Here is a 22,240-nt window from a genome sequence, read left to right as displayed (position 1 = left end):
GGCTTAAGCTGCGCCAAGATTAGCTGTAGGTGATTTCGGGTGCAACCAGGTGCAACCCCATTTTTCCGAGGAAAAGGTGCAACTCGTCTGGCGGAGTTTCCTACAGGCCAAAAAGAAACCATTACGGTGCATTTTCTTATTGTAGAGACCTTTTTTGCTCCCAAAAGAAGCAAAAAATCGGATTTTTCCGAAACTGCCCGAGCGGGTGCAACTGGCAAATGAAAAATGGTTGCACCGCCTTTGCGTTGTTGCATAGCATTCGCCGCCTGGGTGCAACCGTCGTCAAGAAGGTTGCGCATGAGATAAAAACAAACGCCAGGGCACACGCATGGGCAATCCACTAACGATCACCTTCGTGATCTACATCGCGGCAATGGTGCTGATCGGTTTCGCGGCCTATCGCTCCACCAACAACCTTTCCGACTACATCCTCGGCGGTCGCAGCCTGGGGAGTGTGGTCACTGCACTCTCTGCCGGTGCTTCCGACATGAGCGGCTGGCTGCTCATGGGGCTGCCGGGCGCCATCTATTTCTCCGGCCTTTCCGAGGCCTGGATTGCCATCGGCCTGACCGTCGGTGCCTACCTGAACTGGCTGTTCGTCGCTGGCCGTCTGCGTGTGCAGACCGAGCACAATGGCGATGCGTTGACCCTGCCGGACTATTTCTCCAGCCGCTTCGAAGACCAAAGTGGCTTGCTGCGGATCATCTCGGCGATTGTGATCCTGGTGTTCTTCACTATCTATTGCGCCTCCGGCATCGTAGCCGGTGCCCGACTGTTCGAAAGCACCTTCGGCATGTCGTATGAGACCGCCCTGTGGGCCGGTGCCGCGGCGACCATCGCCTACACCTTCGTCGGTGGCTTCCTGGCGGTGAGCTGGACCGACACCGTACAGGCCTCGCTGATGATTTTCGCGCTGATCCTCACGCCGGTGATCGTGTTGATCTCCACGGGGGGCTTCGATACCACCTTCCTGGCCATCGAAGCGCAGAACCCGGCCAACTTCGACATGCTCAAGGGCGCCACCTTCGTTGGCATCATCTCGCTGATGGGCTGGGGCCTGGGCTACTTCGGCCAGCCGCACATCCTGGCGCGCTTCATGGCCGCCGACTCGGTGAAGTCGATCGCCAACGCCCGTCGCATCTCCATGACCTGGATGATCCTGTGCCTGGCGGGTACCTGCGCCGTGGGCTTCTTCGGCATCGCCTACTTCTCGGCGCACCCTGACCTGGCGGGCCCGGTCACCGAGAACCATGAGCGCGTATTCATCGAGCTGGCCAAGATCCTGTTCAACCCGTGGGTCGCCGGTGTGCTACTGTCGGCCATCCTGGCGGCGGTGATGAGCACCCTGAGCTGCCAGCTGCTGGTCTGCTCCAGTGCCCTGACCGAAGACTTCTACAAGGCCTTCCTGCGCAAGAATGCTTCGCAGGGTGAGCTGGTGTGGGTCGGCCGCCTGATGGTGCTGGCCGTGGCCCTGATTGCCATTGCCATGGCGGCCAACCCGGAAAACCGCGTGCTGGGCCTGGTGGCTTACGCCTGGGCCGGCTTCGGTGCCGCTTTTGGCCCGGTAGTACTGATTTCTGTGCTGTGGAAAGGCATGACCCGTAACGGTGCGCTGGCGGGTATCGTGGTGGGTGCGTTGACGGTGATCCTGTGGAAGAACTTCGACACGCTCGGCCTGTACGAAATCATTCCAGGCTTCTTGTTCGCCAGCATTGCCATCGTTCTGGTGAGCAAGCTGGGCCGCCCGTCGCAGGCGATGGTGCAGCGCTTCGAAGCCGCTGATGCGGCGTATCACGCCGACAAGTAATTCCCGTTGATTCGGTGGCACCTGCTTTGTGGGTGCCGCCGATCAGCAGTCAGGCCTGACTCCGCCTGCAAGGCAAGGTAAACTTGCCAGCCCCGCAGGAGTTGCCATGAACTATCGTCACGCCTTCCATGCCGGCAACCATGCCGACGTCCTCAAACATATCGTGCTGACCCGCCTGATCGCCCTGATGTCGCGCAAGGAGCAGCCGTTCGCCTACATCGACACCCATGCCGGCCTCGGTCTGTACGACTTGCAAGGCGATCAGGCCACCCGTACCGGCGAGTACCTGGAAGGCGTCGCCCGCCTGTGGAACCGGGATGACCTGCCGGCCATGGCCGCCGACTACCTGCGCATCATCAAGCGTCTGAATACCGACGGTGAGCTGCGCTACTACCCGGGTTCACCCGAGCTGGCCCGTCGCCTGATGCGCCAGCAGGATCGTGCTCTGCTCAATGAGAAGCATCCGGAAGACGGGCCGCTGCTCAAAGAGAACATGAAGAAAGACCCGCGAGTGGCCGTGCACCTGGGTGAAGGCTGGCATGTCCCGCGTGCCCTGCTGCCCGTGCAGGAGAAGCGCGCCATCATGCTGATCGACCCGCCGTTCGAGCAGGCAGACGAACTCAAGCGCTGCACCACCTCGATGAAGGAAGCGATCGGTCGCATGCGCCAGACCGTCGTGGCCATCTGGTATCCGATCAAGGACCAGCGCTCGCTGACCCGCTTCTACCAGGACCTGACCAGCACCGGCGCGCCAAAGCTGCTGCGGGTCGAGCTGTATGTGCATCATCAGGACAGTCCGCAGGGCCTCAACGGCTCGGGCCTGGCCATCGCCAACCCGCCTTGGGGGCTGGAAGAAGAACTGCGCGAATTGCTGCCGTGGCTGGCCAAGGAGCTGGCGCAGACGGCAGGCAGCTTCCGCATGGACTGGCTGATCGCCGAGTAACCAGGCGCTACAAGTCCCTTGTGGGAGCGGGCTCGTCGAGGCGTCGAACCGCCGCGAACACCGGCAAGGCCGGTGCCATGCACCGCGGCGCCTGCTTCGTTGGCAAGCCCGCTGCCACAGGTTAATGCAGTGTCTCCCTCATTGTTTGCGTTATAATCTCGCCCTTTAGCCGCCAGCCGCCCATGAGGCCGCTGGCGCATCTCTACCGAATGAAGAGGCTAATCCCTTGGCATTGACGATTCTTGGCCTGTCCGGCGCCCTTAGCCATGACCCTTCCGCGGCCCTGTACATTGACGGCAAGCTGGTTGCCGCCGCCGAAGAAGAGCGCTTCGTGCGTGACAAGCATGCGAAGAACCGCATGCCCTACGAGTCGGCGAAATTCTGCCTGGAACAAGCCGGCATCAAGCCGTCCGACGTTGACGTGGTGGCCATTCCGTTCGCCCCGATCAGCCTGTTCGGCAAGGCCCGCTGGCACTACGCCAAGCGCTACTGGTACGCCCCGGACCGTGCCCTCGACGCCATCCTGATGGGCAACCGCCGCTACAAGCGCTACCGCAAGAAGATCGTCTGGTGCCTGGAGCAGCTTGGCTTCGACCCGAAAAAGGTCAAGATCGAACCGGTCGAGCACCACCTGGCTCACGCCTCCAGTGCCTACCATTGCTCGGGCTTCAAGGAAAAGACCGCGATCCTCGGCATCGACGGCAAGGGTGAGTACGCCACCACCTTCTTCGGCTACGGCGAAAACGGCAAGATCCACAAGATCAAGGAGTTCTTCGATCCGGACTCGCTGGGTGGCCTGTATGGCGCGATCACCGAATTCCTCGGTTTCGAAATGCTCGACGGTGAATTCAAGGTCATGGGCATGGCGCCGTACGGCGACGCCAGCAAGTACGATTTCTCCCGCCTGGCCAGCTTCGAGAACGGCGAACTGGTGATCAATACCGAGTACGCCAACGTCATCGGCCTGCGCCGCTATAAAGAGAAGGGCAAGGGCTTCTACTTCTCGCCGAAGCTGATCGAATGGCTGGGGCCCAAGCGTGAAGGCGATATCGCCGACGAACCGTACATCCACTACGCGGCCAGCATGCAGGCGTTGTTCGAAAAGATCGCCCTGCAGATGATCGACCACTACCTGGGCGACACCCTGCGTGAAACCGGCAAGCTGGCCTTCGCCGGCGGCTGCGCGCTGAACGTCAAGCTCAACCAGAAGATCATTGCCCGTTCCGACGTCAAGGAACTGTTCGTCCAGCCGGCTTCCGGTGACGCGGGTACTGCTGTCGGTGCTGCTGCCTACGTTTCTCACGCCCGTGGCGTGCCGGTCGAGAAGATGGAGCACGTCTACCTCGGCCCTTCCTACTCCAACGAAGACGTGATCGCCGCCTGCGCCCGTCACCCGAACGCGCCGAAATGGCGCAAACTCGACGACATGCCGCAGCGTATCGCCAAGATCATGGTCGAGGGCAATCCGGTGGCCTGGTTCCAGGGCCGCATGGAGTTCGGCCCGCGTGCCCTGGGTGGTCGTTCGATCATCGGTTGCCCGAGCGTGCCGGGCGTGGCCGACCGCATCAACGAGCAGATCAAGTTCCGCGAACGCTGGAGACCTTTCTGCCCGTCGATGCTCGACACCGTCGCCCCGCAAATGATCAAGGTCGACCACCCGGCGCCGTTCATGACCTTCACCTTCGAAGTGGCTGAAGAGTGGAAGACCCGTGTGCCGGAAGTGGTCCACGAGGACGGCACCTCGCGTGCCCAGGTGCTCAAGCGTGAATACAATCCGCGCTACTACGACATGATGAAGGCGCTGGAAGACCTGACCGGCAACGGTGTGTCGCTGAACACCTCGCTGAACCGCCGTGGCGAGCCGATGATCTGCTCGCCGACCGACGCGCTGAACATGTTCTTCGGTTCGGACCTGCAGTACCTGATCATGGAAGACATCCTGGTCGTGAAGGACGGCGCTGCCGCCTATGACCAGCCGCTCTGAAGCGCGGGTCCTGCAGTTCTGCCATGGCTATGACGGGCCGTTCCTCGATTGTGCCCGTCAGTACGCCAGCCTGTTCCAGGGCAGCGGCTACAAGGTCACCACCGTGTTCCTCACCGGCGCCGCCGACCCGCAGGTTGCGGCTGGCTGCGCGTCGGACGAGGTGCTGTTTCTCGAATTCAGCTCCAAGGCCGTGCGTGGCCTGAAGCTCAGTGCAATACGCGCCCTGCGGCGTATCGCGGCCGAACGCAATTTCAGCTTCTGCATCGCTCACCGTTTCAAGCCGATCTATGTCGCGCTGCTGGCGACCGGCTTGCCGGTGATCGGTGTGCACCACGCGTTCGGCGATTATGAGCGCAAGGGCCGGCGTCTGTTCGCCAACCTGTTCAGCAAGCGCCTGAGCTTGCTGGGCGTGTCGGATGCGGTGCGTGACGACATGCGCCGTTGCTTGCCGCAGTGGCCGGCCGAACGTATCCAGACCTTATACAACCGTATCGATATCGACGCCCTGCAGGCCGCCCTGGTATGTCGTGCCGAGGCGCGCCAGGCATTGGGCCTGCATGCCCAGGCATGGGTGGTCGGCAATGTCGGTCGTCTGCACCCGGACAAGGATCAGGCGACTTTGCTGCGTGGCTTTGCCGAGGCGCTGCCGGGCCTGCCGGCCGGTGCTCGCCTGGCTATTCTTGGCAAGGGCCGCCTGGAGGCCAAGCTCAAGGCACAGGCTGCCGAACTGGGGATTGCCGCGCAGGTTGACTTCCTTGGTCAGGTGCCGGATGCCCGTCGCTATTTCCAGGCCTTCGACGTGTTTGCGCTGAGCTCCGACCATGAGCCGTTCGGCATGGTCCTGCTCGAAGCCATGGTCGCTGGCGTACCAGTATTGGCAACGGCCTGCGGCGGTGCGCGCGAAGTCGTGGAAGGTGTTGGTGTACTGTTCCCACTGGCCGACGCCGGGCAACTGGCGCAGGGCCTCAAGCACATGGCCGCGCTGGATGAACAGCAGCGTGAAACCTGCGCTGCGCACATGATGCGGCGGCTGGATGAGCGGTTTTCCGATCAGGCCGTGCGCGAGGCGTTCTGGCAGTTGCCACAGGTTCGTGCGCTGGCGGGGAAGGCGTGATGCTCAATCATATCCGGGCCTTCCGCGAGCGCGGTTGGCAGGCCATCGATGCACCTGCCTACGCCGAGGCGTGGGCGCGATTCGGTGGCAGCGTCGCGACGCACCCATTGGTGGTCGAGCAGTTGGCGGATCTGGCTCAGATCCCGGTGCGTTACCTTGGCTGGTACCAGGCAGATGAATTGAAAGCTGCCATCCCGACCTGGGGGCGGCACCTGGCGTTGTCCAAGGACGTGCTCAAGCGTGCCGGCAAGAAGGCCCTGTTCGATCTTGGCAATGCCGAGATCATCCTGCCGGCGGCGGCTGATGCCGGCGCGCCGTTGCGCCATGGCGCACGCTACCTGTCCGAACTGAACCAGGGCCGTTTCAGCGGCCTCAAGGTGCAGAAAGAGCAGCTGGCCATGGCCCGCCCCCATGAAGACCTGTCGAAGAAGTTCCGCTACAACCAGCGCCGCGAATTGCGCCTGCTGGAAGAAGCGGGCGGGGTGGTGCGACCGATCAGCGACTTCAGCGCGCAGCAGATCGCAGCCATGTACTGCGAGCTGTTCCTGCGCCGCTGGGGCTTCCCGGCCACCGGTGCCGAGCGCATGGCCGAAGTGCTGGAGCGCCTGCGCGAGCTGCTGATCGGCTCGGTGCTGATGCTCGACGACAAACCCATTGCCATCCAGCTGGTGTATCGCGTTGAAGCGCCTGAGTGGATCAGCGTCGAATACATCAACGGTGGTGTCGATCCCGAAACCAAGGCTTTCAGCCCCGGTAGCGTGCTGAGCTTCCTCAACACCCAGGCGGCCTGGGAAGATGCCAATGCGCGCAACAAGCCCCTGCGCTTCTCGTTCGGCCGAGCCGACCGGGAGTACAAGGATCGGTGGTGCAACCCTGTGCCGGTATTCCAGTCGTGAGCCGCAAGCAGCAGTTGCTCAAGCGCCATCGGCGCAACAAACGCCTGGGTTTGCTGGCCAGTCTGGTTGTGCTGCTGGCGCTGGGTATCGTCACGTGGTGGTGGCTGCCGCTGTTGCTGCTGCCTTTGCTCTGGGTCGCGCACGAAGCCTGGTTCGCCGACCACCTGTTCTATGCGCCTGGCGAAGATTACGCCTACCGCTTCGGCGAGCTCAGCCAGGAAGCGCCGGTCGTGCTGCGCGACGGGCTGCTCAAGGTGGACGCGACGTTGCAGGGTGACGAAACCCTGATGCTTGAAGTGCGGGTGAAGAGTGGTTGGCTGGGGCGCTTCCTCGATCCACGGGTCGAGTTGTACGGCAGCGAATGCATGGATCGGCAAACCTTCGAGCGTGGTGTCGATGGGTTGCGTTTCCTCAACCTCACCGGGCTGGCGGCCCCGCTGCAGGCGGGCACGCTGCGTCTGCGTGGGCGCTTTTGCCAGTTGCAGGGGGAACCACGCCTGTGGATAACCCCCGGCGTCGAGTTGCAGCGCCGCCGCGTGATGGTCATCGCGCCGCATGCCGATGATGCCGAGCTGGCGGCTTATGGCTTGTACAGCCAGGCGGACGAAACCTGGGTGGTGACCCTGACTGCAGGTGAAATCGAAGCCGAGCACTATCAGCAGATGGGCCTGGGCAAGTCGGAGGCTGCGCGCTTGAAGGGGCGCCTGCGCGCCTGGGACAGCATCGCCGTACCGCGCTGGGCCGGTGTACCCGAGTCCCGTTGCGTGCAGTTGGGGTATTTCTGCCTGCAGCTGCCCGCCATGCAAGCTGCGCCTGATCAGCCTGCTGCGTCCCGTGAAGCGGACATGGCCGATATCCGCCCGTTCCGCCAGTTCAACCCGTTCCCGCTACCGGCCGACCGCGATGGTGCGCCAACCTGGCAGAACCTGCTGGCCGACCTGCGGGCCCTGCTGGAGATGGCCAGGCCTGAAGTACTGGTCATGCCCCATCCGCAACTTGACCCCCACCCCGACCATATCTGCGCCCAGGCGGCCGTCATGGAGGCCCTGCAGGGCCTCGACTGGCAGCCGCAGACGCTGCTGTGTTACGCCAACCATCTGCATGACAACGACCGCTGGCCAATGGGCGACAGTGGCGATGGCGTGGCCTTGCCGCCGCAACTGAGTGCCGAGCAGGCCTGGGCGCCATGTGCCTTGCTGCTGGATATCGCTACCCAGCGCGACAAGGCCATGGCCTTGGGCATGATGCACGACCTGCAGCCGCCTGCACCGTTCAAGCGTCGTTTGCGCCGCTTGCTGCAGCGCTGGCTGGCCGGGCGCCGGCCGTCGCCTTACGGGGAGAACGAGTTCTTCCGCAAGGCCGTGCGCCGGCATGAATTGTTCTGGCGGCGTGAGCTGTAAACCTGACCGCGAAGGCGCAGAGCGCCCAAGGAAAGCAATGAAAGTCCTATTTCTGGTACAGAAGGAACAGCGCGCGATCCTCGATCGCCTGTACGATGGCGTCGCGGCCAACTGTGAATGCGATCTGCGCTGGCTGACCAGCGAAGACCAGCGCAACCTGCGCCGTTACTTCAAGCGTGAGGTGCAGGCCGAGCGCTATGACCGTATCGTCTTCTTCCTGCGCTTCAAGCAAGAGATCCGCCAGGCGGCCTTCATCCGCACGGTGCCAAACCTGGTCATTCTCGAACACGACGCCTACCAGAACTACATCCCTTGCAAGTACACCGGCAAGTTCAGCGCGCATTACCGCAAGATGCCGTGGGCGCGCGTGATCAGCTCGGGCTACACGGTCAGCGAGCGTCTGCGTCAGGAGGGCTTCGACGCGGTGTTCGTGCCCAAGGGCTACGATGAACAACTGCTGGCCGACCAGGGCCGTGAGCGCGATATCGAACTGGCATTCGTCGGCAGCACCAACAGTGTCGCTTACAGCGGGCGCAAGGCGCTGCTGGATGAGCTGGGGCAGGTAGAAAACCTGGTAGTGACCCGTACCAAGTCGGGCGAGGATTACTGCAACACGCTCAACCGTATCCAGTACTTCGTCAGCGCCGACGTGGGCATGGGCGAGTACATGATCAAGAACTTCGAAGCCATGGCTTGCGGCTGTGTGCTGCTGGCCTACGACCAGGGCGAAGCAGAGAATCGCGCGTTAGGGTTGCAGGACATGGTCAATGTCGTGTTCTACGACAACATACCGACCTTGCAGGCAAAGTTGCGCACATTGCGCGAAAACCCTGCGCTGGCACAGCAGATTGCCGAAAATGGTCGCGAGTTGGCAGTGTCGCGTTTCAGTTTCGCGGCAGTGGGGCGCAGTATCGTCGAGCATATGCGCCCGGCGCTCAGGCCTCAGCCGCCGCTGACTGCATGGCAGCGCTTGCGCCTGAAACTCGGCTTCTGACCATCTGCCTCTGCGATGACAGCGTTGGCTATAGGTTTCATGTTGATTCCGGGCACTAACCTGTGTTGCCAGGGTCATCCAAGGGGCAGCACTGCTGTCCAGCATTTCCAGCCTATGCTGGTAAAGGGCGCTTATCCGACGTCATGTCGGGTAGGACCGGCATTGACGCTGGTCATGGGTGCCCTTGTCTGCATGGGAAATCCGATTCCTGTAATTGAGGTTGCAGTCCCACCTGGCCTGGACGGGAGAGGGGCGCTATCCCCATGAATATCGTCAATATGATGTGGGCAGGCGGTTCGCCGTACATGTCCATCCACAAGGTCCACCAGCAGGTGCTGTCGCACGCAGGGGCCGATGCTTCCATCAGTAACTGGTTGTTACTCGGAGGCGAGCTGTGTCACGGCCGCGGCCCCACCCGCGTGTGGCACATACCGCAACGTGTGCTGAAGGGAAAAAGCCTTTGGCGTCTATTGCTGCCCTGGCAGCGCCTGCGTCTGCGCAGGGCGCTGCAACAAGCCCGTGCTGACGTCATCCTGCTCGATGGCGTAGGGGTCGCACGCTTGGTGCTACCGGTGTTGCAGCAGGTCCCTGGAATACGGGTCAAAGTGCTGTTCCATGGCAGTACCCGGCTGACTGCCAGCGATGTGCGTTTGTTGAACCAGTTGCCGCCAGAGCGTCTTAGCATCGCAGCAGTCTCGCAGACTTTGGCGCGCTCGCTTGAGCAGGACATTGGTCGTCCTGTGCAGGCGCTACGCATGGCATTCGACCCGCAAGCCTTCGCCAGGCCGCTACTCAGTCGTGAACAGGCTCGCCAGGCGCTGGCATTACCCAAAGCCACCGGTCAGGTGCTCGGAGCCGTGGGACGGCTGGTCGAAAGTAAAGGCTTCGCGATGCTCATCGAGGCATTCGCCAAGGGGGCCGCCAACCGCCCAGACATGCGCTTGGCGATTGTCGGTGATGGTCCTCTGCGCGCCAGTCTGGCGGCGCAAATTGATGCGCTGGGGCTGACCGGGCGGGTGATGTTGTGCGGCCACCATGATGATTTGCAGCAACTCTACCGGGCGTTTGACTGGCTGTTGGTGCCGTCGCGTGCCGAGGGCTTGGGCCTTGTGGTGCAAGAAGCCGTAATGGCGGATCTACCGGTGATTTGCAGCGACCTGCCAGTGTTTCGTGAGCAGTTGCGCGAAGCGGGCTTGTATCTGCCGGTTGGCGACGTTGAAGCTTGGTCCCAGGCAATCGAACGCTGCGATGCCCCCAGCGCTCAGGCCATGGCCGCTCGTCAGCGCGAGGCACTGGCGCCCGAGGCGGCATGGCAGGCGTTCTGTGACGGGGCGCAGAAGCTGCTGCGTGGTTGAAGTCAGCGCGCTAGCAGAGCCGCCTCGAAGTCGGCGAGCGGGAATTGGTCACCCAGGTTTTCCCTCTCGATGTAACGCACCATGTGTTGCACATTGCGCCTGATCATTCGTGCAGAGAGTGGCGGGCGCAGGAAGCGCATGTCTGCCACATCGATCAGGCCGAGATGTTGATCAGGCGTTACGACTACATTACCCAGGTGCAGCGAGCGGAAGTACACGCCATTGCGGTGCAGTTGGCGGATCAGTTCGATCAGCCGGGGCAGGTAGGTGGCCCAGCTGAACTCGGCGTCACGCGATAGTTGCAGCAATGTGCGCCCTGGCAGAGGGCGATACAGCACTGCTGTTCTGCCTGGGACATCGAGCTTGTGCTGGCTGATCACTTCGAGCGTGGGGATCCCGAGTTGTCGCAGGCGAGCGGCATTGTCGACAAAGCGCTGCGAGTACGGTCGAAGCAACGCAGATGAAATTAGACGCTTCCTACGAAAAACCTTAAGGAAGTTTCCATCCCTGAGCAGGTAAACTTTGGCGCCATGGCTATCTGCCTCTAGCACCTGGGCTCCAAGTGTCAGCTGATCGAAGTCGACCTGGGAGAGGCGGGAGCACTGCATGTATAAGGCCTTGTCGTCTGGCAAGCGAAAATGACTGGCAATAATGCCGAAAATAAAGCTGTTGCACCATGTCTGGTGTCATTTGCGTTACCGGGGAGTATGGATGTTGTATCAGAAGAGCTGGGCCAGGGCCTGGTTGGCATTCGGGTTGATCTGGTTCCTGGCGGCCATTGCCTTGGCTCCCAGCAACAAGCTGTATCAGCAAGGCATGATCTTGTTCATGTGGCTGCCCACGTTGGTAGTGGCATGGTCGGCGAGACGTATTCTGGTTGATGCCTGGCGGCATCAGCCCGCGCTGTGGGGGGCGTTGGCGCTGTTGTTGATCTGGGGCGCGCTGAGCATGGCCTGGTCAAATAATGAACAATTCTGGCGCGAAGGCAAGCGGCTGCTTTACATTCTGGTGTTCTTGCTGGCGTTCCCGATCATAGGGCAGTTGGGGACGGACCGTATTCGCCAGTTGTTACGGATAGGGGCTGCATTGCTGGCGATTGCCGCGCTGATCTCGATTGTTAGGTTCTATGGTGTCCAGGCCATGCCGCTGGTTGCTCGCCTGGAAGGTATCGGCGAGATTTCGCACCCGATCCTTGGCGCCTATGTTGTCGGCATCGCGGCTTTGCTGCTGCTGTACGATTTCCCACGACAGCCTGCCTTGCGCCTGGGATGGATATTGGCGCTGGCCTGCCTGGCCGCATTTGTCGCCTTGAGCCAGAGCCGTGGCGCGGTACTGGCACTGATCATCCCTGTGATCCTGGCACCCCTGTGGTTCCGTGACAGGCACAGCCAGCTCATGGCACTGCTCGCGGTGGTCAGCACCGGACTGGCTTTCTACGTCGTCTACGACCTCATCGCCTTGCGTGGCTCGTCCTTCCGTCCCGAAATTTTCCGCTCTGCGTTGCACATGATCAGTGAGCACCCATGGGGTGGGTTGGGGCTGGGTGCTTATTACAAGGTAGAAGCCGCGGGTTTGCAGTTCGATCACACCCATAACATGTTCACCCATGTTGCGGTTGAGCTCGGGTTGCCCGGGATGCTGCTGTGGATTGCCGTGTGGCTGTTCACCCTCGGCGAGATCGTTCGAGCGCGCGGCACGATCTTTGGCAAGATTCTGCTCAGCCTCTGGATCTACTCGACCATGGCCATGCAGTTCGACGCCGCCAGCCTCACCACGACGCCCCGTGCGGAATGGTTCGTCAGCTGGCTGCCAGTTGGCCTGGTCATGCTACTGCCATGGGTACGTGCCGAAAATGACGCCTGTGGTAAAATTTCCGGTTCAACCTGAACAGCGAGCTCGATGATGGCCGAAACACCGCTACCGGCGGAGCACAGCTCCAGTCTGAAGATCTACTTCCGGCTGCTGAGCTACGTGAAACCCTATGTCGGCATTTTCCTGCTGAGCATTGTCGGTTTTGTGATCTTTGCTTCGACCCAGCCCATGCTGGCCGGGATTCTCAAGTATTTCGTCGACGGGCTGAGCAATCCGGAAGCGGTACTGTTCCCCAATGTCCCCTACCTGCGCGACCTGCAGCTGCTGCAGGCGGTTCCGCTGCTGATCATCCTGATCGCTGCGTGGCAAGGCCTGGGTTCGTTCCTGGGTAATTACTTTCTGGCCAAGGTTTCCCTGTGCCTGGTGCACGACCTGCGCGTAGAACTGTTCAACAAGCTGCTGGTGCTGCCCAATCGCTACTTCGACAACCACAACTCGGGCCACCTGATTTCGCGGATCACCTTCAACGTGACCATGGTCACCGGTGCTGCTACCGATGCGATCAAGGTGGTCATTCGTGAAGGCCTGACGGTGGTATTCCTGTTTGGCTACCTGCTGTGGATGAACTGGCACCTGACCCTGGTGATGGTCGCCATCCTGCCGGTGATCGCGGTGATGGTCAGCGTCGCCAGCAAGAAATTCCGCAAGCAGAGCAAGAAGATCCAGACTGCCATGGGCGACGTGACGCATGTCGCGTCCGAAACCATCCAGGGTTACCGCGTGGTGCGCAGCTTCGGCGGTGAAGCCTACGAGCGGCAGCGCTTCGGCAATGCCAGCCAGAGCAACACCGACAAGCAGCTGCACATGACCAAGACCGGCTCGTTGTACACGCCGCTGCTGCAGTTGGTGATCTACAGCGCCATGGCAGCATTGATGTTTCTGGTGCTGTTCCTGCGCGGTGAGTCCACCGCCGGTGACCTGGTGGCCTACATCACGGCGGCGGGACTGTTGCCCAAGCCCATTCGCCAGCTGTCGGAAGTCAGCTCGACCATCCAGAAGGGCCTGGCTGGAGCAGAGAGCATCTTCGAGCAGCTGGACGAGCAGCCGGAGATCGACACTGGCACCATCGAGAAGGAGCGTGTGGACGGCCGGCTTGAAGTGCGTAACCTGAGCTTCACCTATCCTGGCACCGAGCGCGAGGTGTTGAGCGACATCAGCTTCGTCGCCGAGCCTGGGCAGATGATCGCGCTGGTCGGGCGTTCGGGTAGCGGCAAGTCGACGCTGGCGGCGCTGATACCGCGTTTCTATCATCATGACCAAGGGCAGATCTTGCTCGATGGCGTGGAGATCGAGAACTATCGCCTGCGCAACCTGCGTCGCCATGTGTCCCAGGTGACCCAGCACGTCACCCTGTTCAACGACACCGTGGCCAACAACATCGCCTATGGCGACCTGGCTGGCGCCCCGCGTGCCGATATCGAAGCGGCTGCCGCAGATGCCTATGCCAAGGAATTCGTCGACCGACTGCCAAAAGGCTTCGATACCGAAGTCGGTGAAAACGGCGTGCTGCTCTCCGGTGGCCAGCGTCAGCGCCTGGCGATTGCCCGGGCTCTGTTGAAGAACGCCCCGCTGCTGATCCTCGACGAAGCCACGTCGGCGCTGGATACCGAGTCCGAGCGGCATATCCAGGCCGCCCTGGACCACGTCATGGAAGGCAGGACCACGCTGGTGATCGCCCACCGCCTATCGACCATCGAGAAGGCCGATCAGATCCTGGTGATGGACCAGGGGCGCCTAGTCGAGCGCGGTACCCATTCCGAATTGCTCGCGGCCAATGGCCATTATGCCCGCCTGCATGCCATGGGCCTGGATGAGCCGGCCAAGGCCGATATCACCTGACCCGCCTTGATCGGGGCCGTATCGGCCCCGATTGTCACGGGAATTTTCCAGGGTGCATCTGGCCGTAAAGCCGTCGACTACCCTGTGCTAATATCCTGCCCCTGTTCATTATTTCCATATGGGTTGCCCATGAAGTTGTCCATGCCGCGTTTCGATCAAGCCCCGGTACTGGTGGTCGGCGATGTCATGCTCGACCGCTACTGGCATGGCGGTACTTCGCGTATCTCGCCTGAAGCGCCAGTGCCGGTGGTCAAGGTCGATCAGATCGAGGATCGCCCCGGCGGCGCGGCCAACGTTGCCTTGAACATCGCCGCCCTCGGCGCACCTGCCTCACTGATCGGTGTCACCGGCCAGGATGAGGCCGCCGACAGCCTGGCCAACAGCCTGCAGGCCGCTGGCGTGCGTTCGGTGTTCCAGCGCATCGCGCATCAGCCGACCATCGTCAAGCTGCGGGTCATGAGCCGTCACCAGCAACTGCTACGCATCGATTTCGAAGAGCCGTTCGCCACCGACCCACTGTCGCTTGGCGCGGAAGTCGACACGTTGCTCGAAGGCGTCAAGGTCCTGGTCCTGTCCGACTACGGCAAGGGTGCGCTGAAGAACCACCAGAGCCTGATCCAGGCCGCTCGAGCCAAGGGCATTCCCGTGCTGGCCGACCCCAAGGGCAAGGATTTTTCCATCTACCGAGGCGCCAGCCTGATCACTCCGAACCTCAGCGAATTCGAGACCATTGTCGGCCGCTGCGCCGATGAGGCCGAACTGGTCGCCAAAGGCCTGCAGTTGCTTCAGGACCTGGACCTTGGTGCGCTATTGGTGACCCGTGGCGAGCATGGCATGACCCTGCTGCGCAGCGGCCAGCCAGCGCTGCACCTGCCTGCCCGCGCTCGTGAAGTGTTCGATGTGACCGGTGCCGGCGATACCGTCATCTCGACCCTGGCGGCTGCCATTGCCGCGGGTGAAGACCTGCCCCACGCGGTGGCCCTGGCCAACCTGGCTGCTGGCATCGTGGTCGGCAAGCTGGGTACCGCCGCAATCAGTGCCCCGGAACTGCGCCGGGCGATCCAGCGTGAGGAGGGCTCCGAGCGAGGCGTGTTGGGCCTGGAGCAACTGCTGCTGGCCATCGACGATGCGCGGGCGCACAAAGAGAAGATCGTCTTCACCAACGGCTGCTTCGACATTCTGCACGCCGGGCATGTCACCTACCTGGAGCAGGCGCGTGCACAGGGTGATCGCCTGATCGTCGCCGTCAACGACGATGCGTCGGTCAGCCGCCTGAAGGGGCCGGGCCGTCCGATCAACAGCGTCGACCGGCGCATGGCCGTGCTGGCCGGCCTGGGGGCGGTGGACTGGGTGATCAGCTTCCCTGAAGGCACGCCGGAAAACCTGCTGAGTCAGGTCAAGCCGGATGTGCTGGTCAAGGGCGGTGACTACGGCATCGACCAGGTGGTGGGTGCCGATATCGTCAAAGGTTATGGCGGCACCGTGAAGGTGCTGGGGCTGGTCGAAAACAGCTCGACCACGGCCATCGTCGAGAAGATCCGCAAGAACTGATTGACCATCTGGGGCTGCAAAGCGGCCCCAGATGTTACTTGTGAAGTGAAGTGCGGGCCCGCTCCAGCAGTGCTCGTGCCTTGTCGCCAAAGCGCTGCAGAGGCGAAGCCGGCGCCACCTTGCGCTCGACCAGCCCCTGCTGCTTCACCCAGTCCCTCCAGCGAATCCGCTCGTCGGCCACCACCCAGCCGTCCTGCCGGGCAAAGCTCTCGGCCAGGTACAGCCCGCGGGTACTCGCCGGCACAAGCTCATCCTTCTTAAGTGTGTAAAGCTCTGCCAACGGTTGACCATCCTGTACCGGCATCAGGTACAGATCCGGTCGCTTGCGGTTGAGCCGTGCCACCAGTTGGTCGCCTTCCAGGCGCTCATCGACATGGAACAGGCTGAGTGTCTTGGCCTCCCTTGGCACCTGCAGGCGCATATCGTAGATCAGCTGCAGGGAGGCCGTTGGCAGGTGCACATAGGCCCGCGGCCGTTCCAGCAACATCAGGTTGCCGCAGTGCACCGGGCGGGCAGCCCCTGATTCCGGCATCAGTACGAACGGCAAGGCTTCACGGTAATGCAGTGCGGCGGCGTAGGGGGCGGGCAGCCAGGTGTCGTTGAAACGCCCGCTCAGCCAGCCTTCCGGGGTTTCCAGCAGGCATTCTTCAGCGACCTCCTGAACTGCGGTGTGCAGCGGCAGGTTGAGTTCCTGAGCGGGGACATAGCCGGAAATCAGTTTAAGGACCACATCCCCGCGGTCCTGGCGGCGCTGCCTCACCAGTACCCAGTAGTCACGGTTCTGCCAGTGCAGGGTCAGGCGTACCGAAACGCCCAGGTTGGCCAGTTCGACGACGAAGCGCTGCTTGTCGGCAAGCTGGATGGCGCGCCGCCGTTGCTGGGTCTGGGCGAAGTTCAGCGGCATACCGATGCTCTGGTAGACCAGGCCTTCGGGGGTGGCTTCGACATGCAGTGGCAGTGTCTTGAAGTTGCTCGGGTTCTTGCGGATCAGCGTACGCGCCACGAGGCTCCTCCTTGCGTCGGGTCATTCTCCAGGCCCAGCTTGGCAGAGTGAAAACTCAATGCTGGCCCAGGATGCGGGCGACGGTGGCCACGTTGTGGGCCAGGTGCAACGGATTGATGGTGCCGACGATAGCACTGCTCACGCCCGGGTGGGCGAACAGTAGCTCGAAGCTGGCTTGCACCGGATCGACCCCCGGTGCAAGGCAGATGTGCCCGCTGGCCAGTGCCTTCTTTACCAGAATGGCTTTGCCGTGTTCGGCAGCGTAGTCCAGCACCGGGCGCTCTGCCTGCTCGTTGAGGTTGTAGGTGACCATGGCGCAATCGCCTTGCTCCAGTGCCTTCAAGCCACCGGCGACCGTCTTGCCGGAGAGGCCATAGCCGAGAATCTTGCCTTCCTGCTTGAGCGCGGCCAGGGTCTGGTAGACCTCTTGCTGCTCGAGGATTTCCAGATCATTGCCATCGGAGTGCACCAGCACCAGTTCGATGCGGTCAGTTTCCAGCCGGCGCAAGCTGCGCTCCACCGAGCGGCGGGTGTGGGCGGCGCTGAAGTCGAAGCTGGACTGACCCTCCTCGAACTCCTCTCCCACCTTGCTGACAATCACCCATTCATCGCGCTGGCCGCGTAGCAACGGCCCCAGGCGCTCTTCACTGCGGCCATAGGCCGGCGCAGTGTCGATCAGGTTGATACCCAGCTCGCGAGCCTGGGCCAGCAGCATTCGCGCTTCGTCATCGCCGGGGATGGTGAAGCCAGTGGGGTATTTGACGCCCTGGTCTCGGCCCAGCTTGACCGTGCCCAGGCCCAATGGCGAAACCGTGAGGCCGCTGCTGCCCAGTGGGCGGTGCAAGCCATGCAAGGTAGGCAAGGTCATGGCAGCAGTTGCTCCCAGGCTGGCAGGCCCAGCGCCGGGCGCGGCAGGCCGGAAAGGTCGGCCTGCGCTGCCGGGCGCACGCCATCGCGGTCGAGGCTGGCCAGTACGCGGTCACTGAAGTCTGGTGCCAGTGCCAGTTTGGTCGGCCAGCCCACCAGCAGGCGTTGCTGTTCGGCAAGGAAGGCGTTGTCGGGGCGGACCAGGCCGGACTGCGCCGGCTCGGCGCGATCAACGCGCAGGGTCGCCCAGCGCACCTGGCTCTGATCGACCCATGGCAGCAGGCTGGCGATTTCCTTCTGCGCTGCGGCAATCTGCGCGGCAGGCTCGCGGGCCACACCGTCGGCTTCGGCGAGATCGCCGCCGAGGTACCAGACCCACTGGCCGTCGGCGGCCGGGTGGGTGGTGACGGTTACACGCGGTTTTGGCCCACCGCCCAGGCAGTGTGCATACAGCGGCTTGAGGTTTGGCCCTTTGGCCAGGACCATGTGCAACGGCCGGGTCTGCATGGCGGGTTGCTCCAGGCCCAGCGCATGCAGCAGCTGTTCGGTGCCGGCGCCGGCGCTGAGGACGATGCGCTGGGCGCGGATTTCGCGGCCGTCGATGCGCAGGCCAGTTAGCTGTTCGCCCTCGCGCAGCGGTTCGATCCGTTCGCCAGCGAGCAGGCTGTCGCCGGCCAGTTCGGCCAGGTTTGCCAGCAGGCTCGGCACGTCGATCACCAGCTCTGCCAGGCGGTAGACCTTGCCCTTGAAGCCACGATCCTGCAGGGCCGGCGGCAATTGCTCGCCTTTTACCTGATCGACCCGGCCACGCACCGCCTTGCTGGCAAAGAAGCTGGTCAGGTTGCCGGCCAGGGTGCCAGGCGACCACAGGTAATGCGCGTCGGAAAGCAGGCGGGTGCCGGTCAGGTCCAGTTCGCCGCTGCCGTTGATCGCTTCGCGCCAGCGCCGCGGCATGTCGGCGATGGCTTCCGAGGCACCGGTCAGGGCGCCATGCAGGGCGTACTTGGTACCACCGTGGATGATGCCCTGGGACTTGATGGTCTGCTCGCCACCGAGGCTGGCGCGCTCCACCAGCACTGTCGAGTAACCCAGGCGACGCAGGCGGGCATTGAGCCAGAGGCCTGCGACCCCGGCGCCGACGATCAGTACGTCAGTGGAAATGGCGGATGGCATGGCGGTACCTCGAAGACTGGGACAGCTGGCAAGTATACAGGCTGCCTCAGTGCCCGGCAGTTTTGGAAAACAGCTGAATCACAACCACGCCGCCCACGATCATGGCCATGCCCAGCATCGCCGGTACATCCAGCTTCTGCCCATAGACCACCAGCGCCGCAACGCTGATCAGCACGATGCCAAGGCCCGACCAGATCGCGTAGGCGATACCTACCGGGATGCTGCGCACCACCAGGGTCAGCATCCAGAACGCGATCCCGTAGCCCACCACCATCAGCAGCAACGGCAACGGCGTGCTCAGCCCCTTGACCGCCTTCATGGAGGCAGTGGCGATGACTTCGGCGCAGATGGCGATGGCGAGATAGGTATAGGCATTCATGACGGGCTCCTCCGGTAACTGGCTCGGCATTCTAGCGATTGCCCGGATGCGGTAAAGTCATTACCTATCCGAATTGGAGATAGGCTGATGGCCGAACAATGGAACCTTGAACAACTGCGCATTTTCCTGCGGGTCGCAGAGTTGCGCTCGTTTTCCGCCGTGGCCCGTGAGCAGCGCAAGGCACAGTCGGCCATCAGCAATGCGATTGCCCTGCTTGAAACCGACCTCGGTGTCACGCTGTTCGAACGCAGCAGCGGACGCCAACCCAGACTGACCGAAAACGGTACGGCGTTGCTCGAAGATGCCCGTGAGCTCTTGCGCCAGTGCGAACGCCTGGATGGTCGCGCCCTGGCCTTGATGCGCGGCCAGGAGGCCTTGTTGCGGGTGGCTCAGGACGAAGCGATGCCTTACCAGCCAGTGATCGACAGCCTTGACGAACTGGCTAGCCGTTATCCTTATCTGGAGGTGCAACTGGCCAGTGGTGCCCAGGGGGATGTAGCGCGAAAGCTGGCCGAGCGACGCGCCGACCTGGGGTTGTTCTTCCACCATGAAAGCATCCCGGCAGCTTTGGAGCGCCGAGCTTTGGGCAGTGTGGAAATGGTGACGGTCTGTGCAGTTGATCATCCGCTTGCACATGAAGGGCGGGTCACTCGCCAGCAGCTGGCCCGCCACCGGCAATTGCTGATCACCCCACAGCAGAGTGGCTATCCTGGCGGCGAGGCAATCAGCCCGCAGGTCTGGCGCGCCGACAGCTTCTACGCCATGGCTGAGCTGCTGATGCGTGGCCTGGGCTGGGCGTGGCTGCCGCGGCATGTGGTGCAATACCCGACCTACCAGGCGCACATGGTCGAGCTCGACAGCGAATGGCGCCCGCCTGCACTGGTAGCGGAGCTGGCCTGGCGCCGCGATGAACCGCTGGGGCCGGCCGCGCAATGGTTGGCCGAGCGCTTTGCAGTGCACTTGCGTGCGATCGGGTAAACTCCGCGGCCATGAACAGAACACTCTATACCTTGCTGTTTCATCTGGGCCTGCCGCTGGTGGCGCTGCGCCTGTACCTGCGTGCTCGCAAGGCCCCGGCCTACGGGCAGCGCATCGGCGAGCGCTTTGCCTGTAGCCTGCCGGCCATGCGTCAGGGAGGGATCTGGGTGCATGCGGTGTCGGTCGGCGAAAGCATTGCCGCCGCACCGATGGTGCGTGCGCTGCTCAAGGCCTACCCGGACCTGCCGATCACGCTCACCTGCATGACCCCGACCGGCTCCGAGCGCATTCGCGCGATGTTCGCCGACGAGCCGCGCATCCAGCATTGCTACCTCCCTTACGACCTGCCATGGGCGGCCGGGCGATTTCTTGATCATGTGCGCCCGCGGCTGGGCATCATCATGGAAACCGAACTGTGGCCCAACCATATCCACCAATGCGCCAGGCGCGGCATTCCGGTGGCCCTGGCCAATGCCCGGCTGTCCGAGCGCTCGGCCCGTGGCTACGGGCGCTTTGCCAAGCTGACCCGGCCAATGCTGGGTGAAATGAGCCTGATCGCCGTGCAGACCGAAACCGAGGCCCAACGCTTCCGTGAGCTGGGCGCGCGGCCCGACTGCGTGCAGGTGACCGGCTCGATCAAGTTCGACCTGAAGCTCGATGAGCACTTGCAGCCCCGTGCCAAGGCACTTCGCGAACAGTGGGGCGCCGACCAGCGCCCGGTGTGGATCGCTGCAAGCACCCATGAGGGTGAGGATGCCTTGATCCTGCAGGCGCACCGGCAGCTGCTGCAGGTGCATGGTGATGCGCTGCTGATCCTGGTGCCGCGTCATCCTGAGCGGTTCGATGCCGTGCATGCCCTGTGCGCCGAGCACTTCGCCACGGTGCGCCGCGCTGCCGGCACGCCGGTGGATGCGCGAACGCAGGTGCTGCTGGGCGACACCATGGGTGAGTTGCTGTTTCTCTATGCCCTGGCCGACATCGCCTTTGTCGGCGGCAGCCTGGTGGCCACGGGCGGCCATAACCCGCTGGAGCCTGCGGCATTGGCATTGCCGGTGCTCATGGGGCCACATGTGTTCAACTTCCTTGAAATCAGCGCGATGTTGCGCGAGGCGGGGGCGTTGCAGCAGGTTGATGATGCCGACGGGCTGGCCGAGGCGGTGCGTCGCTTGATCGAGTTGCCCCAGGATGCGCAGCGCATGGGCGAGGCGGGCAGGGCGGTGATGCGGGCCAACCAGGGCGCCTTGCAGCGCTTGCTGGATGGGCTGGGCAAGCTCATCCGCTGAAAGCCAGCTTGCTCGGATCCTGTGGGAGCGGCCTTGTGTCGCGAAAGGGCCGCAAAGCGGCCCCAGGATGTCAGCGTAAAAGCACAAATTGCCGGGGCTGCTTTGCAGCCCTTTCGCGACACAAGGCCGCTCCCACAGGGTGGACTGCCCCCTAAAAGTTGGACAGTTCTATGCTGCAGCCTGAGCCCTGTACTCAACAGGGCTCAGGCCATTGAGCTTCAGTTTGATGCGGTCATGGTTGTAGTAGCGGTGTACTCGTCCAGGCCCGCTTTCAACTCATCGACACTCTCAAAGCGCTTCAGGTAGAAAAATTCAGATTTGAGCGTACCGAAGAAGCTTTCCATGGCCGCGTTGTCCAGGCAATTGCCCTTGCGCGACATGCTCTGTTTCACGCCTCGCCCACGGAGCTTGTGACGATACTGAGCCTGCTGGTAATGCCATCCCTGATCTGAATGCAGCACAAGCTTCGGCTTCTCTCCCAAGCAGTCGAGGGCCTTGTCGAGCATGTTCCCAACCAGGCTGTAGCAAGGACGTTTGGCCGTTTCGTACGCCACGATTTCACCGTTGTACAAATCCATCACCGGCGAGAGATAGAGCTTCTGTTGCGCCACCTTGAATTCAGTCACGTCGGTCACCCACTTCTGATTAGGCCGTTGGGCAACAAAATTTCGCTCCAGCAAATTCGCCGCCACCTTGCCGACAACACCACGATAGGAACGGTATTTCTTAGGCCGTACCACTGACTTCAACCCTTGCTCAGCCATCAGTCGTTCAACGACCTTCTTGTTCACCAGCTTGTCCT

19 protein-coding genes and 1 pseudogene are annotated in these 22,240 nt (G+C 62.5%); 14 read left to right on the top strand and 6 right to left on the bottom strand.

The window, feature by feature from the left end:
• Positions 1 to 39 precede the first annotated feature (39 nt).
• From CQW31_RS31010 to CQW31_RS24375, 9 genes are all read left to right on the top strand, one after another.
• Entirely contained in the window at positions 40 to 222 is a 183-nt protein-coding gene (locus tag CQW31_RS31010) for a hypothetical protein (protein ID WP_143524253.1), read from the top strand.
• 106 nt (positions 223 to 328) lie between these two features.
• Positions 329 to 1,807 carry a sodium/proline symporter PutP gene (putP, locus tag CQW31_RS24410; protein WP_099815589.1) on the top strand — a complete coding sequence of 493 codons (1,479 nt, stop codon included), beginning with the start codon at positions 329 to 331 and terminating at the stop codon, positions 1,805 to 1,807.
• Between the two features lie 106 nt (positions 1,808 to 1,913).
• Positions 1,914 to 2,750 (top strand): 23S rRNA (adenine(2030)-N(6))-methyltransferase RlmJ, encoded by an 837-nt coding sequence (locus CQW31_RS24405; protein WP_099815588.1) that lies wholly within the window; start codon positions 1,914 to 1,916, stop codon positions 2,748 to 2,750.
• Between the two features lie 226 nt (positions 2,751 to 2,976).
• On the top strand, positions 2,977 to 4,734 hold the full coding sequence (locus CQW31_RS24400) for a carbamoyltransferase (protein ID WP_054887908.1): 1,758 nt from the start codon (positions 2,977 to 2,979) through the stop codon (positions 4,732 to 4,734).
• Positions 4,718 to 5,848, top strand: coding sequence for a glycosyltransferase (locus tag CQW31_RS24395; RefSeq protein WP_099815587.1), 1,131 nt, complete (start codon positions 4,718 to 4,720; stop codon positions 5,846 to 5,848). Before CQW31_RS24400 ends, CQW31_RS24395 begins: the two co-directional genes overlap by 17 nt.
• Complete coding sequence (locus CQW31_RS24390; RefSeq protein ID WP_099815586.1) at positions 5,848 to 6,744, top strand: antimicrobial resistance protein Mig-14; 897 nt, start codon at positions 5,848 to 5,850, stop codon at positions 6,742 to 6,744. Before CQW31_RS24395 ends, CQW31_RS24390 begins: the two co-directional genes overlap by 1 nt.
• The gene (locus CQW31_RS24385; protein WP_099815585.1) at positions 6,741 to 8,144 is read left to right on the top strand and encodes a PIG-L deacetylase family protein; all 1,404 of its coding nucleotides are present in this window, start codon (positions 6,741 to 6,743) and stop codon (positions 8,142 to 8,144) included. Before CQW31_RS24390 ends, CQW31_RS24385 begins: the two co-directional genes overlap by 4 nt.
• A gap of 37 nt (positions 8,145 to 8,181) precedes the next feature.
• Positions 8,182 to 9,138 (top strand): glycosyltransferase, encoded by a 957-nt coding sequence (locus CQW31_RS24380; RefSeq protein ID WP_099815584.1) that lies wholly within the window; start codon positions 8,182 to 8,184, stop codon positions 9,136 to 9,138.
• A 263-nt stretch (positions 9,139 to 9,401) separates the two neighbouring features.
• Complete coding sequence (locus CQW31_RS24375; RefSeq protein ID WP_054887903.1) at positions 9,402 to 10,493, top strand: glycosyltransferase; 1,092 nt, start codon at positions 9,402 to 9,404, stop codon at positions 10,491 to 10,493.
• Between the two features lie 2 nt (positions 10,494 to 10,495).
• Here CQW31_RS24375 and CQW31_RS24370 read toward each other — a convergent pair whose 3' ends face one another.
• The gene (locus CQW31_RS24370; RefSeq protein ID WP_099815583.1) at positions 10,496 to 11,101 is read right to left on the bottom strand and encodes a toluene tolerance protein; all 606 of its coding nucleotides are present in this window, start codon (positions 11,099 to 11,101) and stop codon (positions 10,496 to 10,498) included.
• Positions 11,102 to 11,204: 103 nt separating this feature from the next.
• On the opposite strand from CQW31_RS24370, the gene CQW31_RS24365 reads away from it, so the two are divergent.
• The 3 genes from CQW31_RS24365 to hldE all read left to right on the top strand — a co-directional run bounded on the left by CQW31_RS24365 (position 11,205) and on the right by hldE (position 15,755).
• Positions 11,205 to 12,380, top strand: a complete 1,176-nt coding sequence (locus CQW31_RS24365; protein ID WP_099815582.1) for an O-antigen ligase — start codon at positions 11,205 to 11,207, stop codon at positions 12,378 to 12,380.
• 15 nt (positions 12,381 to 12,395) lie between these two features.
• Entirely contained in the window at positions 12,396 to 14,204 is a 1,809-nt protein-coding gene (msbA, locus tag CQW31_RS24360) for a lipid A export permease/ATP-binding protein MsbA (RefSeq protein ID WP_099815609.1), read from the top strand.
• Positions 14,205 to 14,333: 129 nt separating this feature from the next.
• A complete protein-coding gene (gene hldE / locus CQW31_RS24355) occupies positions 14,334 to 15,755 on the top strand; it encodes a bifunctional D-glycero-beta-D-manno-heptose-7-phosphate kinase/D-glycero-beta-D-manno-heptose 1-phosphate adenylyltransferase HldE (RefSeq protein WP_054887899.1) in 1,422 nt (473 codons plus the stop codon).
• A gap of 34 nt (positions 15,756 to 15,789) precedes the next feature.
• On the opposite strand, the gene CQW31_RS24350 is transcribed toward hldE, so the two are convergent.
• From CQW31_RS24350 to CQW31_RS24335, 4 genes are read right to left on the bottom strand one after another with little or no spacing between them, the layout of a single operon-like run.
• Positions 15,790 to 16,758 (bottom strand): hypothetical protein, encoded by a 969-nt coding sequence (locus CQW31_RS24350; protein ID WP_054887898.1) that lies wholly within the window; start codon positions 16,756 to 16,758, stop codon positions 15,790 to 15,792.
• 55 nt (positions 16,759 to 16,813) lie between these two features.
• Positions 16,814 to 17,626 (bottom strand): aldo/keto reductase, encoded by an 813-nt coding sequence (locus tag CQW31_RS24345; RefSeq protein ID WP_054887897.1) that lies wholly within the window; start codon positions 17,624 to 17,626, stop codon positions 16,814 to 16,816.
• Complete coding sequence (locus CQW31_RS24340; protein WP_054887896.1) at positions 17,623 to 18,798, bottom strand: FAD-binding oxidoreductase; 1,176 nt, start codon at positions 18,796 to 18,798, stop codon at positions 17,623 to 17,625. The genes CQW31_RS24345 and CQW31_RS24340 overlap by 4 nt, the downstream gene beginning before the upstream one ends.
• A gap of 46 nt (positions 18,799 to 18,844) precedes the next feature.
• Entirely contained in the window at positions 18,845 to 19,177 is a 333-nt protein-coding gene (locus CQW31_RS24335) for a multidrug efflux SMR transporter (RefSeq protein WP_054887895.1), read from the bottom strand.
• A gap of 87 nt (positions 19,178 to 19,264) precedes the next feature.
• Between CQW31_RS24335 and CQW31_RS24330 the strand changes: the two genes are divergently transcribed.
• Both CQW31_RS24330 and waaA read left to right on the top strand, forming a co-directional pair.
• Positions 19,265 to 20,155, top strand: a complete 891-nt coding sequence (locus CQW31_RS24330) for a LysR family transcriptional regulator (protein ID WP_054887894.1) — start codon at positions 19,265 to 19,267, stop codon at positions 20,153 to 20,155.
• A gap of 11 nt (positions 20,156 to 20,166) precedes the next feature.
• A complete protein-coding gene (waaA, locus tag CQW31_RS24325; protein ID WP_054887893.1) occupies positions 20,167 to 21,438 on the top strand; it encodes a lipid IV(A) 3-deoxy-D-manno-octulosonic acid transferase in 1,272 nt (423 codons plus the stop codon).
• 168 nt (positions 21,439 to 21,606) lie between these two features.
• Here the strand turns inward: waaA and CQW31_RS24320 are convergent.
• Positions 21,607 to 22,240, bottom strand: a pseudogene (locus tag CQW31_RS24320) (IS3 family transposase); the annotation flags it as partial.

Origin of the sequence: Pseudomonas sp. 382, from assembly GCF_002759075.1 — a bacterium.
Classification (GTDB): Bacteria; Pseudomonadota; Gammaproteobacteria; order Pseudomonadales; family Pseudomonadaceae; genus Aquipseudomonas; species Aquipseudomonas vlassakiae.
The sequence above is the reverse complement of the archived record's forward strand: the minus strand, read 5'-3'. Positions and strand labels throughout refer to the sequence as shown.

Excerpts from the sequence above, each read along its gene's own strand:
- putP (WP_099815589.1), top strand. The coding sequence starts at position 329 with ATGGGCAATCCACTAACGATCACCTTCGTGATCTACATCGCGGCAATG.
- CQW31_RS24405 (WP_099815588.1), top strand. The coding sequence starts at position 1,914 with ATGAACTATCGTCACGCCTTCCATGCCGGCAACCATGCCGACGTCCTC.
- CQW31_RS24395 (WP_099815587.1), top strand. The coding sequence starts at position 4,718 with ATGACCAGCCGCTCTGAAGCGCGGGTCCTGCAGTTCTGCCATGGCTAT.
- CQW31_RS24390 (WP_099815586.1), top strand. The coding sequence starts at position 5,848 with ATGCTCAATCATATCCGGGCCTTCCGCGAGCGCGGTTGGCAGGCCATC.
- CQW31_RS24380 (WP_099815584.1), top strand. The coding sequence starts at position 8,182 with ATGAAAGTCCTATTTCTGGTACAGAAGGAACAGCGCGCGATCCTCGAT.
- CQW31_RS24375 (WP_054887903.1), top strand. The coding sequence starts at position 9,402 with ATGAATATCGTCAATATGATGTGGGCAGGCGGTTCGCCGTACATGTCC.
- CQW31_RS24370 (WP_099815583.1), bottom strand. The coding sequence starts at position 11,101 with ATGCAGTGCTCCCGCCTCTCCCAGGTCGACTTCGATCAGCTGACACTT.
- CQW31_RS24365 (WP_099815582.1), top strand. The coding sequence starts at position 11,205 with ATGTTGTATCAGAAGAGCTGGGCCAGGGCCTGGTTGGCATTCGGGTTG.
- msbA (WP_099815609.1), top strand. The coding sequence starts at position 12,396 with ATGGCCGAAACACCGCTACCGGCGGAGCACAGCTCCAGTCTGAAGATC.
- hldE (WP_054887899.1), top strand. The coding sequence starts at position 14,334 with ATGAAGTTGTCCATGCCGCGTTTCGATCAAGCCCCGGTACTGGTGGTC.
- CQW31_RS24345 (WP_054887897.1), bottom strand. The coding sequence starts at position 17,626 with ATGACCTTGCCTACCTTGCATGGCTTGCACCGCCCACTGGGCAGCAGC.
- CQW31_RS24340 (WP_054887896.1), bottom strand. The coding sequence starts at position 18,798 with ATGCCATCCGCCATTTCCACTGACGTACTGATCGTCGGCGCCGGGGTC.
- CQW31_RS24335 (WP_054887895.1), bottom strand. The coding sequence starts at position 19,177 with ATGAATGCCTATACCTATCTCGCCATCGCCATCTGCGCCGAAGTCATC.
- CQW31_RS24330 (WP_054887894.1), top strand. The coding sequence starts at position 19,265 with ATGGCCGAACAATGGAACCTTGAACAACTGCGCATTTTCCTGCGGGTC.
- waaA (WP_054887893.1), top strand. The coding sequence starts at position 20,167 with ATGAACAGAACACTCTATACCTTGCTGTTTCATCTGGGCCTGCCGCTG.